Annotated in this window: 11 protein-coding genes; 1 reads left to right on the forward strand and 10 read right to left on the reverse strand. The window is 29.7% G+C overall.

Annotation, left to right across the window (positions count from 1 at the left end):
• Positions 1-95: 95 nt before the first annotated feature.
• Both U9R42_07125 and U9R42_07130 read right to left on the reverse strand, forming a co-directional pair.
• Positions 96-1,220 (reverse strand): Crp/Fnr family transcriptional regulator, encoded by a 1,125-nt coding sequence (locus U9R42_07125; GenBank protein ID MEA3495791.1) that lies wholly within the window; start codon positions 1,218-1,220, stop codon positions 96-98.
• A 26-nt stretch (positions 1,221-1,246) separates the two neighbouring features.
• Positions 1,247-4,240 carry a PEP/pyruvate-binding domain-containing protein gene (locus U9R42_07130; protein MEA3495792.1) on the reverse strand — a complete coding sequence of 998 codons (2,994 nt, stop codon included), beginning with the start codon at positions 4,238-4,240 and terminating at the stop codon, positions 1,247-1,249.
• A 228-nt stretch (positions 4,241-4,468) separates the two neighbouring features.
• On the opposite strand from U9R42_07130, the gene ligA reads away from it, so the two are divergent.
• Positions 4,469-6,436 (forward strand): NAD-dependent DNA ligase LigA, encoded by a 1,968-nt coding sequence (gene ligA, locus U9R42_07135; GenBank protein MEA3495793.1) that lies wholly within the window; start codon positions 4,469-4,471, stop codon positions 6,434-6,436.
• A gap of 234 nt (positions 6,437-6,670) precedes the next feature.
• On the opposite strand, the gene U9R42_07140 is transcribed toward ligA, so the two are convergent.
• From U9R42_07140 to U9R42_07175, 8 genes are all read right to left on the reverse strand, one after another.
• Positions 6,671-8,719 (reverse strand): OmpA family protein, encoded by a 2,049-nt coding sequence (locus U9R42_07140; protein MEA3495794.1) that lies wholly within the window; start codon positions 8,717-8,719, stop codon positions 6,671-6,673.
• A 536-nt stretch (positions 8,720-9,255) separates the two neighbouring features.
• Entirely contained in the window at positions 9,256-9,717 is a 462-nt protein-coding gene (locus U9R42_07145; GenBank protein ID MEA3495795.1) for a 23S rRNA (pseudouridine(1915)-N(3))-methyltransferase RlmH, read from the reverse strand.
• 57 nt (positions 9,718-9,774) lie between these two features.
• Positions 9,775-10,551 (reverse strand): type I methionyl aminopeptidase, encoded by a 777-nt coding sequence (gene map, locus U9R42_07150; protein ID MEA3495796.1) that lies wholly within the window; start codon positions 10,549-10,551, stop codon positions 9,775-9,777.
• A gap of 12 nt (positions 10,552-10,563) precedes the next feature.
• On the reverse strand, positions 10,564-10,695 hold the full coding sequence (locus U9R42_07155; protein MEA3495797.1) for a hypothetical protein: 132 nt from the start codon (positions 10,693-10,695) through the stop codon (positions 10,564-10,566).
• Positions 10,696-10,698: 3 nt separating this feature from the next.
• Complete coding sequence (locus U9R42_07160) at positions 10,699-10,839, reverse strand: hypothetical protein (protein ID MEA3495798.1); 141 nt, start codon at positions 10,837-10,839, stop codon at positions 10,699-10,701.
• Positions 10,839-11,153 carry a YbjQ family protein gene (locus U9R42_07165; protein MEA3495799.1) on the reverse strand — a complete coding sequence of 105 codons (315 nt, stop codon included), beginning with the start codon at positions 11,151-11,153 and terminating at the stop codon, positions 10,839-10,841. Before U9R42_07165 ends, U9R42_07160 begins: the two co-directional genes overlap by 1 nt.
• Before the next feature lie 12 nt (positions 11,154-11,165).
• A complete protein-coding gene (gene fabD, locus U9R42_07170) occupies positions 11,166-12,041 on the reverse strand; it encodes an ACP S-malonyltransferase (protein ID MEA3495800.1) in 876 nt (291 codons plus the stop codon).
• A gap of 282 nt (positions 12,042-12,323) precedes the next feature.
• Positions 12,324-12,671: hypothetical protein (locus U9R42_07175; protein MEA3495801.1), on the reverse strand; the 348-nt coding region annotated here is incomplete at its 5' end.

A 12,671-nucleotide genomic window follows, 5' to 3' on the forward strand; every position in this document is an offset into this window, starting at 1 on the left:
AGCTATAGCTACGGAAATAATTTTTAACGACAAAAAAGGGAAATAGAAATGATTTATATCGGGTGTTTTGATGTTAATTTGGTATAAAAGCACAGTTATCCTGTAGCACTTATTGTTTTTAATAATTTTGGATTCGAAATTTCAATGCCGTTGCTGAGTATTTTAATAATCCTATCTTTTTTGAGTTCAGAGAGAATCCTTACAGCACTTTCTGTTGACATTGCTGCGAGTTCAGCAATATCTTTACGTGTGATTTTTGATTGAATAATTTTACCTTCAAAAACATCTTCCCATAGATAGAGTAATACATCTGCAATTTTTCCGTGTGATTGTTTGTTGGCAATACACGATAGGCGGTTTAGATGCCATTCTGTTATTCGGCAATACCATTTATGAATTTCATGTGCAAACATTTGGTTGCTTGCTATAATCTCTTTTAATAGCTTTGTCTCGATATGATAAATTGTTGATTTTGTTATTGCTGAACCGGAAAACTGATAAATATTACTGCCATATAAAGATGATAGTCCGATAAAATCAAAAGGTTTTATTATTTTAAAATTGAACCCCCGTTGTGTTATTCCTTCAAGATAATTTTTTGTTAGTCCGTTGGTTAGTAACATTATGTACGAAGTAATAGCTCCTTGCTTGCAAATAATTTCGCCTTTATTAAATGAAATTTTAACTTTTGTAATACTTTCAATTTCTTCATTATTAAGATGAAGACTTGAAAGCCAATTATGTGTTTTTTCTAATTCTGAGTCAACTTCTTTTTTTTCATTACTTGAACTTATATTTTGAATTGTTCGCTTTAACTTTCTAAAAACTAAATAGTTGCTAATTTTTTCACTAATATTTTTTAATAGTTTTTTTTCGTTTTCAATAAAAATACCTTTATCCGAACGAACATTCTTGATGTAAAAAACATTTATTTCTCCAAGTTTAACATCCTTATCCTGAATATTCGAACTAAGTTTTAATTCAGTTTTTTTGAAATTTTTGGATGTAATTTCTTGATTATCAAAAATTATTTGAACGGTACATATTTTAGAGAATCTAAAACCATTAGGGATAATATCAACAAGTTTTTGAAAAATATCAACTAAACTACTTTCAAAGTCATTTAAGATTTTATCAATATTGTAATAGAGGTATAACTCTTTGCTTTGTTTATCAAGTTTTTCTTGTAAGGAAATTATTTTTTGCTCTTTTACAGACATAAAAAAATGGAATAGTTATATTTTAATTATGCAACAAATATATCATTTTTATTGAATTTATCGTGATTTTTAATAGGCTTTAAAACAATACCTTTGTTTTTTTTACCATCAATTACTATTTTAGCAGGAGAAGAAAATTTAATATGTCTTAAGTATTTTCCTTCAAAAACAGCTTTTTGTTTCGATAGGTATTCAAGGTTATAAAATCCATCATTAATATATGGATTGATAGTGAAATATCCAACACCAAAGGATGTTAGATTTTGAAAGAAATGTGTTCCTTGACTTGGGTCAATACGATAGTTTTTAAGTCCTGATTCAATTATTAGCCTTGCTTGTGAAATTTGTGTCCAATTTACAGGAATGCCTAACCACGGATCGCTAGATCCCCATCTTCCAGGTCCAATAAGAATGTAATTTTTGTTTTCTTTGATAAATTTGTTGTTTATCATTTCTACTTCATTACTAATGTTTTTGCTTTCAGCAGCATTAAATAATTCAGGATTTACATAAACAATATCTGTAATATTTTCTATAATACCATTTCCAAGAGCTGTTTCTGATGAAATAATTATGTTCTCTTGTTTAATGTTTTCAATATCAATATCCAGATGTTCGGCTAATTCAACAATAGGTCTTATTTGTAAAAATGAAAATATTGCAGGGCTACCCTTAGGTGTGTCTAAATATACTGCAAATTCAATTTCAACAGGATTATTCATTTCTTTTTCACCTATTTTTAACAACTCTTTTAAAATATCGCTAAGTGGAAAAATATTATGATTCAGAATATTCGAAAATGTTATTAGTTTTTTCCCTTCATAATTTATTCCATTTCGAATTATATTATTTTGAAAATCATAGGTTGAGGCAACAAATCTTAAACTGCTGTCATTTTCTGCATCTTTTATTTTAAGTTTTTTTATATTAATTCCGTCATTTAGTGAAGGCTTAAAGCTATCAGTATCAAGGTCAAGAGCATAAAAATCTTTTTGTGTTTCTTTTAAAGTATTTTGGGTAGAAGACAATTGAAGTATTTTTTTAGGGTATTTCGGAGAAAATCTTAATGACATTCCTCCGTCAACAATATATTTGCCTAAACCTAGAGCAATACTAGCTATGCCATCTTTGGGTTTTTCTAATTCAATTGGATAAAAATTTATTGACCTTGCTACTCCTGAAATCGTGGGATAAAAAATGTTGTTATATCTTTTTCCACAAACTTCCTGTAAAATAATAGCCATTTTTTCTTCATCAATAATATTTTTTGTTGCAAGCATATAGGCTTTACTCTCTTTATAATACACCGATGCATAAACGCTTTTTATTGCATTTTCTAGTTGTATTACCATCTTTTTAAGATTTGTACCAATTCTTGGAATCATATAGGTTTTGTAAACACCTGCAAAGGGTTGATAATGTGAATCCTCCAACAGACTTGAAGATCTTATTGCTATTGGTTCTTGAATAACAGAGACTATTATTTTTAAATTTTCAACAATATGTTTTGGTAATTTTGCATTAATAAAATGTTTTAAAATATCTTCATCAGAGAGCTGGGATAAACCTATTTTAAAAAGGTCGTTGTTTTTCATGAATTCATCAAAAATATCCGTTGACAAAACAACTGTTCGTGGAATTTGAATTATAGTATTGGGGTATTTATTTCGTATTTTATTCCTTTTTATTAATGTATCAATAAATGCAAGTCCTCTTGCTTTTCCTCCTATTGAACCATCTCCAATTCTTGAGAAGATGAGATATTTATCAAAATCACTTTTGTTGAAGTCAGCAATAATACCTCTGCCTTTTATCATTCGGAATGAAGAAATTGTTTCATAAATATATTTTTTAATTTCAGCTGTATTATCAAATTCTTCAATTTTATGATATTTAAATCTTTCAGCCAAGGCAAATAGTGCTCTTGCATTTAACCATTTAGAAAAATGATGCCTTTCAAGGTGGTAAATAAGTGAATCATCAGAAATTTTATATATTTTTTCTTGCAATGTTTTAAGGTCTTTCCCGGTATGCATAACTTTCATCGTTTTCGGGTCTTTAAATGTAAAGGGACCAAAAGCAAGATATTCTTTGATAAATTCTTGAAGTTCCCTTAAAAGACTTGATGACTGTTTGTACAAAAATTTTACCTTCAATTTTTTTGCTACTTCTTTCTGTCTAATATCTGATGACTGCAATAAAAATGGTATATATTTATCTTCTTTTAAAACCAATTTACAAAGTCTTACTCCAGCATTTTGATCTCTTTCACCATTTCTATGGTATGCAACATCTGAAATTACTCCTAATAAATTATTTTTATATTTTTCGTAAAAGTAAATTGCATCTTCATAATTTGTAGCAAGCAAAATTTTTGGTCTTCCTCGCATTCTAAGCATTTGCTGGTGTTCGTTTAAGCCCTCAATCATAAATTCTTTTGATTGTTCATATATTATCTTATAAATGCTGGGAAGGTAACTTGAATAAAATCGTATTGAATTTTCAACAAGAATTATTGTTTGAACACCAACATTTTTAACATCATCATCTACATTCATTATATCTTCAATAAGTTTTATTATCGCTAATAAAATACTTGAATCTCCTAACCAACTAAAAACATAATCAATTGCATGTGTGTTCTGGTTTTTTAGTTTAATGGAAACTGTTCTTGAAAATGGTGTGAGAACAACAATTGGTTTTTTATTATATTTCTTTTTTATTTTATTAGCAAGTTCAAATGCGTCCATATCTCCGATATTGAGCATTGTAATTATAAGGTCTATTTCCTCATTTTGCATTATCTCAAATGCGTGTTCGGAAGAGAATGCTTGTATAAAAACTGGTGGATATCGTAAATTTAATGAGACATATTCATTAAATATTTGTTCGTCAATTCGTCCATCTTCTTCAAGAATAAAGGAATCGTATTTACTACATACAAGTAAAACTTTGTGTATTCTTTTTTTCATTAGTAGATTAAAAGATACATCGTTAAAATCACGAATTCTATAGTCCATTTAAATTATATCATATTTGTTTAATAAAAATTGTATTTTTCACTGACAAATGTACAAATTTATTTTTGTAACTTTAAACTTTTTAAAAATATTGTAATAGAACCTTCCTTAATAAATAAAATGACAATTTTAGAGAAAAATAAAAAATATATCAAAAAGAGTAATGAGTTGCTAAAGCTATGCGAAAATAAAACTATTAGGAAGCAAGAAGCAGAATTTATTATTGAAATGCTAAGAGAAGTTATTATTTTCCATGAAAACCAATATTATATAAAAAACCAACCGCTTATTTCCGATTTTGATTATGATAAACTTGAGCGTTTTTTAAAAGATATTGAAACAGAATTTCCTGAATTGCAGGATGAGAACTCTCCAACTCAAAGAGTTGGTAGTGATAAAAATGTTGAATTTGCTCAACGAAAACATAAATATATGATGTTGTCGCTTGGGAATACCTATTCGGAACAGGAATTGTTGGATTTTGACAACAGAATAAAAAAGATTTTAGAAACAAATTTTAAATATGTTTGTGAACTAAAATATGACGGTACTGCTATTGGTTTGACTTATGTTGATGGAAAATTAAAACATGCTGTTACAAGGGGTGATGGTATTCAAGGTGATGATGTAACTGCAAATGTGAGAACTATAAAAAGTATTCCTCTTGTTTTAAGAAGTAAAAATGTCCCTAAGGAATTTGAGATTAGAGGAGAAATATTTTTATCGCATAAAGCTTTTCAAAAATTGAATAAGGAACGTGAAGAAAGGGGAGATGCAGTTTTTGCTAATCCTAGAAATGCGGCTGCAGGAACTTTAAAGATGCAGAATTCTTCTTTAGTTGCAAAGCGACCACTTGATTGTTTTTTGTATTATTTACTTGCTGAAAATTTAGCTTCAAAATCACATTTTGAAAATCTTGAAATTGCAGGAGAATGGGGATTTAAGGTTCCTGAGCAAATAAAAAAATGTGATGATATTAATGAGGTTTTTGATTTTATAAAATATTGGGATGAGAAAAGAGCAGAATTGCCATTTGATATTGATGGAATAGTTATTAAAGTTGATTCACTTGACCAACAAGATGAATTAGGATTTACTGCTAAAAGTCCACGATGGGCAATTTCATATAAATTTAAAGCTGAAAGAGTTTCTACAAAATTGAATTCAATAGACTATCAGGTTGGAAGAACCGGAGCAATTACGCCTGTAGCAAATCTTTCGCCTGTACAGCTTGCAGGAACAACTGTAAAAAGAGCTTCATTGCACAATGCCGGTCAAATTGAATTGCTCGACCTTCACTGTGCTGACATTGTTTTTATTGAAAAAGGTGGGGAGATTATACCAAAAGTTGTAGGTGTTGATATTGATAAAAGAAAGGATGATTCTGAAAAGGTAAAATATATTATTAAATGCCCTGAATGTGGAACAGAACTTATTAAAAAAGAAGATGAAGCAAAGCATTATTGTCCTAATTATTACGAATGTCCACCACAAATCAAAGCTAGGATAGAGCATTTTATTAGCAGAAAAGCTATGAACATTGCTTCCGGGCAAGCAACTGTTGATGTTTTGGTAAATAAAAATTTAATAAAAAATTTTAGCGATTTGTATTTTTTAAAAAAAGACGAATTGTTACAACTTGAGCGTTTTGCCGAAAAATCAGTTCAAAATCTTCTTAAAAGTATTGAGGATTCAAAAAATGTGGATTTTGAAAAATCATTGTATGCACTCGGAATAAGATATGTAGGGGCTACTGTGGCAAAGACTTTGGCAAAACATTATAAAAATATTGAAAACCTTAAAAATGCTAGTCTTGATGATTTGATTTCAATAGAAGAAATTGGAGAACGAATTGCTAAAAGCGTTGTTGAGTTTTTTGAAAATGAAGAAAATATTCGAATAATTAATAGACTGAAAGAGGCAAATGTTTGTTTTGAAATGAAAGAAGAAGGTGTGAAAGTTTCAGGGGAACTGTATGGAAAGTCATTTGTTGTAAGCGGTGTTTTCCCAAATCATTCAAGAATTGAAGTGAAAAAAATAATTGAGAATAACGGAGGAAAAAATGTAAGTTCAATTTCTTCAAAAACGACCTATATTCTTGCAGGAGAAAATATGGGACCTGCAAAATTAATGAAGGCTGAAAAATTAGATATTCCGATAATTTCAATTGATGATTTTCTAAAGATGATTGAATAGATGAAGAAACAAAAATGCTTCTATGTCAAATACTGTGGGTAATCAAATTTGATTCACAGATTACAAAATTACTCTTTTTGTAATCTGTGGCTTTAATTTTTTTTCATCCACACAAATCAACATAGAACCTTATTTGTCGGCAATTCTGTTTCCAAATTGGTATAAAAACATAAAAAAACCCTCGTCAATAAAAAATATGACGAGGGTTTTTCATTATAAAAAATATGATTTTATTTATTCTGTTTTTGTTGCTTTATTGCCATATCTGCGTTTCATCCATTCAGGCATTTTTTCTTCCTGTTCTTTTATCTGTTCAGCACCGTATTCGTAATCAGTAGATAATATTTTAAAAGTAGTTCTACGATTTTGCTGGTGTTCATCTTCTGAGCAGTTAATTCCATTACCTTGTCCGTTTTCACAATCACAATTATTTACAAGTTGAGTTTCTCCATATCCTTTTGGAGATAATCTGTCCATTGGTATTCCTTTGTAAATGAGGTAGTCAACAACGGATTGAGCTCTGTTATTGGAAAGCTCTAAGTTGTACTCTTGAGTTGCACGGCAATCGGTATGAGATGCTAATTCAATTACAATATATGGATGCTTAATAAGAATTTGGTAAAGTGAGTCAAGAATAACCATTGATTCAGGACGTAGGTCGTATTTATCAAGGTCATAAAAAATACCTTCAAGCTCAATTTCATCAGTAATAAATGGGTCAAGGTAGAGGTCGCGAACAAAATCTTCTGAAAATTCAAGTCCTACAGTTGAAGCGAATTTTGTTTCACTATCAAAATAATATTTTTTGAAAGCACTTACAGCATATTCATTCTCGGGTTCAAGGTCGTAATGGTAATAACCTGATTTATCTGTTTGGACACTTAAGTTCGTAGTGTCATTTATTCTAAGGTTAACTGTTGCACCTTCAATAGTTTCTTTAGTTCTTAAATTAAATACCGTACCGCTTAAAGTATAAATAAGTGGTGTCATGTAGAAACTATAAATGTCATCTCCACGACTTCCCGGACGATTGGAAGAAAACATTCCTTTGTAACCTTTGGCAACTGTTCCTCCTTTTTCTATTACAATTGCAAAATCATCACCACCGGAGTTTATTGGCATTTTAAGATTCACGGGTTTACTCCATTTTCCATTTTCGTCTTTTTCGCTATAAAAAATATCTAAACCTCCTATTCCTGGATGCTTATCGGATGCAAAATATAATCTTTTGTTTGTATAAGCATAAGGATAAAGTTCATTTCCTTTTGTATTAATAACAGGTCCTAGATTTACAGGGTCGCTCCATGTACGTCCACGTCTAACGAAAGAAGACATCCAAATATCATGTTTTCCGAGTGTTCCTTCCATATTACTTGCAAAATATAATTTTTTTCCGTTTGGTGATAAAGTAGGATGTCCGTATTTAGCAAAAGAATCTGTACAGAAAGGTAAAGGTTCTGGTTCTCCCCAAACTTTCCCTCTTTTTCTAACTACAAAAATACGACAGTTATGTCCTTTGCCTTTGCCATCATTACATTGAGTGTAATACATTGTTCGCATTCTGCGATCGAAACCGGCAACTCCTTCATTGAATTTTGTGTTTACAATTTCATCTTCATCAATTCTTACAGGTTTTAATAATCTGCGATTTTTTCTTCCGGGAGTCATGCTTGCAACAAAAATATCTGTATGTTTTTCACCTGTCCAATTATAAAGATTTCTACCTGTTGCATCGTCTCTGTCAGAAGTAATAACAATTGCTCCCTTGCGATAAAACATTGGTGCAAAGTCATTATCTCTTGAATTTAATCTTCTGAAATCTTCAACTACATAACGTGTTTGTTCCTCTTTCCACTTCAGTGCTTTTTCACAGGTTTCTATGGCTATTTGACCTTCGGGGTCGCCAGGCATTTCTCTAACATACTTTTTAAATTCTACAAGTGCATCTTCATATTTTTCTTGCCTTTTCATCATATCAGCAAGGTTGTAAATTATCTCAGGTTCTGAGTTTTTGAATTTAATAGCCTGTTTATAATAGCTTTCCGCTCTTTTATATTGGCTCATCATTTCATAAGAAAGTGCAAGTTTTTTCTTGATTTCGTACTTTTTATTTTTGTCCTTTACTTTTCTATAAACTTTACGATACATATCAGCAGCCATGTTGAACTGATACATATCAAATGCTTCGTCAGCTTTTTCAATTGAGCCGGTTGTTGAGCATCCAACAAGATAAAAGGATAAGAGTAGAATTAAACCGTAAAATGAAATTTTTTGTATCTTCATAATTGTTACTTTAATCAAAATCGCTTTTTTAAATTTGTAATTACTTTTCTAATGCTTTAATAAAGCGAATAACGTCTTATTATTATTCAATTAACTAATTAGCAAAGATAAATTTTTTAACGAAATTTTGTAATGTAAATACTAATTAATTTTTAATTAATTTTTATTTAGTGCTAATGTTATTGCTATGATGTATCTTAAGTGTTTGTTAATCAAAAAGAAAGCTGTCGGCAGAAAGTATTAGTAATATGTTGATAAATTTATTTTTTTTAGTTTTTTTAAAAAATCAAATATTACTATTCAGCAGGTATAAGATGTTGAGACTTAAAAATATGCCACAGATTCACAGATTGATTTTACTTGATTTAATGAATTATTTACAGAGAGTACTACCTTTGGTTGGTAGTTTTTAAATCTGTGAATCTGTCTTTGACAGACGTAGTCTTATTTCTATTACACTTTACATGTCTTCGACAGACGAAGTCTGTGGCTTTTATATTCTGTAAAGTTGCTGAGTAGTAACAATCTAATTATTGTCAATTATGATAAGGATGATTATTAATTATTGTTAAAGCACGGTACAATTGTTCTGTAAAAAATATTCTTATCATTTCGTGAGTAAAAGTCATGCGGGAAAGTGATATTGATAAATTTGATCTTTTATAAATTTGATTGCTAAAACCGTAAGCACCTCCTACCAAAAATATTAATCTTGAACCTGAGCGATTAAAAAGAGTTTGTAATTGTTTTGCAAATTCAATTGATGTAAATTCTTTTCCTTTTTCATCTAAAATAATAAGAAAGTCATTGACTTTAAGATTACTTAAAACAATTTCCGATTCTTTGATTATAATTCTTTCGGCAGTTTTTTCTTTGGGTATTTTTAATTCTTTGATTTCAAAAGGAATATATTTGTTGATTCTGGATGAATACCGATCAATTTCTTTTTTTACAATACTTTGAGATGTTTTGCCTGTCATCCAAAATTCTACTTTCATTTTTTAAGTATTTAGCATGTATTTATAGAACTTCCCTAAATTAAATGTGAAGTTTTTTTATGAATAGTAGTTGTCAATGTCTGTTAACACTTCACGACTATTTTCTGTAATAAGGATTGTATGTTCAAACTGTGCTGATAATTTACCATCAATAGTTCTTGCTGTCCAGTTATCTTTTTTATCAATTGTTGTTCTGGCTTTTCCTTGGTTGATCATTGGTTCTATGGTAAAAACCATTCCTTTTTTCATTTTTTTACCACTGTTTTTTTCTGCAATATGAACAATTTCCGGTGGTTCATGAAATTGGATTCCTACGCCATGACCGCAAAACTCAAATACAACTCCATAGTTTTCAACATTTCGTGCATATTTGGCAATTTCATATCCAATATTTCCAAAATAATTTCCAACTTTACATTGTTCAATTCCAATATCAAGGCATTTTTTTGTTGCTTTTATAAGCCTTTTTGCTTCTGCAGAAATTTCTCCAACAGTGTACATTTTGCTTGTATCTCCAAAATATCCATCTAATATTGTTGTAATATCGATATTTAAAATGTCACCGTCTTTTAAAATTATTTTTTTTGAAGGTATTCCATGGCAAACAACATTGTTTAGTGAAATGCATGAAGATTTTGGAAAACCATTATAATTTAATGGTGCAGGTAAAGCATTGTTGTCTCTAATGAATTCATCAATTTTCTTGTCAAGAAAATTGGTGTTAACTCCTTCTTTTACATAGCTTTCAATAAATTTTAAAGTTTTAGCAGCAAGTTTAGAACTTTTTTTTATTCCTTCTATTTGTTCTTCTGTTTTTATAATTATTTTAGACATTGATACAAATTATTAATAATTCCTTTTTTCAAATCCTTCATTTTCTTTATCTTTCAATCTTTTATAAATTAAATAGATTAAAATAATAATTATAGCAATAGGAACTGCCGACATTAAAAATGAAATTGCTAATCCTCCAAACATAATTTATGGTTCAATATTTTCTTCTTCCTCTTCATTAATAGCATCATCTTTTTTTGCTTTCATGAATATCAGATTTAATAAAAAAAGAATAATTCCAACAGGAATAAGTACTTTAATAAAATTGAAAAAGAAATCGTTAAACATTAGGCGAGTTTTACTGCTGTTCCGTAAGCCAATATTTCTGAACTTCCTTGCATTACCATTGATGTTGTAACTCTTACATTTAAAATTGCATCTGCACCTAATTGTTGAGCATCCTTTTCCATTCTTACTAATGCTTCTTCTCGAGAATGAGCTATTAGTTTAGTATATTCGGAAATTTCACCTCCAACGATATTTTTTAAACCTGCAAAAATATCTCTTCCAAGATGTCTTGCTCTAACAGTGTTTCCTCTTGCTATTCCAAGAATTTCTGTAATTTCTTTTCCGGGAATTGTTTCTGTGGTTGTAGTAATCATTTTTTTTATTTTTTAAAGTTTAACTATTTCTGCTTTACGGTCAATTTTTTTAATAAGTCCACTTAGCACTCTGCCTGGTCCAACTTCTGTAAAAGAAGTAGCACCATCAGCTATCATATTTTGAATACTTTGTGTCCATTTTACTGGAGCTGTAAGTTGTTCAATAAGATTCTTTTTTATTATTTCAGGATTATCAGATCCTTCTGCTGAGGCATTTTGGTATATTTTACAAATGGGTTTAACTATTTCTGTAGTTTCAATTGCTTTTGCTAATTTTTTTCTTGCAGGTTCCATTAATGGTGAATGAAAAGCTCCTCCAACTTTTAAAATCAAAGCTCTTTTGGCACCTTTTTCTTTCAGTATTTCGCAAGCTTTTTCTATTCCTTTTATTGAACCCGAAATTACAACCTGCCCTGTAGAATTATAGTTTGCAGGAACAACAATTTCATCAATTGAATTACAAACTTCTTCAACTACGTGGTTGTCAAGACCGATAATCGCTGCCATTGTTGATGGCTCAATTTCACATGCTTCTTGCATTGCATTGGCTCGCTGACGAACAAGATTTAATCCGTCTTCAAACTTCATTGCTTTGGCTGCAACAAGTGCGGAAAATTCACCAAGCGAATGTCCTGCAACCATCTCAGGAGAAAAGCTATCTTTATTGGCTAAGGCTGTTGCAACGGAATGGATGAAAATTGCAGGTTGTGTTATTTTTGTTTGTTTAAGTTCTTCTTCGGTGCTGGCAAACATTATGTCGCTTATTCTAAAACCAAGTATTTCATTTGCAGATTCAAAAATTGCTTTTGCTTCTTTGTTTTCGATGTAAAGGTTTTTGCCCATTCCAATAAATTGTGAACCTTGACCGGGAAAAATATATGCTTTCATAAAAAATAAATTTGTTTTTCAATGTTATTATTAAATATTGAGCTTAAAAAATAATATGCAAATGTCTTTATTTTCATGAATAATTATATGAAAATTATGTTTTTTAGTAAAAATAAAAATTTAGAATAGATGTTTATTCCCTTGAATGCTTTGTTGACAGTGGTTTGTAAAAAAAAATGAATGCTTGTTTTTGTGAAATGATATTGATGTGGAATATGTTTTAGACTGTTCTAAAGATATTTTTGTGGTTCAAATAATTTTCTTAGAGACACTATAATAGATTTAATATGTAATTTCAATTACAGCATTGCCGTAGATGAAGAAATTTGTAGTATCGCATTTGTTAATTTTAAACTGACCGTATTTATCTCCAATTTGACAATTTAAGAAATCAAGTTTGTAGATAATTTTCCCTGAATCAGCTTTTGTGTATGTGATGCAATTAGCAGGTAGTTCAATAAAGGGGTCAATTAAATTTATAGTTTCAAAAAGGCAAAGTTCTTTATCAGTACGATTATCAAAGCGGATATATCCGAAGTTTTTTTCCTGACATTCGGGTATTGTGGGTTGTTGATTATTTGGGTCGGGAATAATGATATTTCCTTCTTCTTTATTACATGAATAACTAAA

The sequence above is a fragment of the Bacteroidota bacterium genome, assembly GCA_034723125.1.
Taxonomy (GTDB): Bacteria; Bacteroidota; Bacteroidia; order CAILMK01; family JAAYUY01; genus JAYEOP01.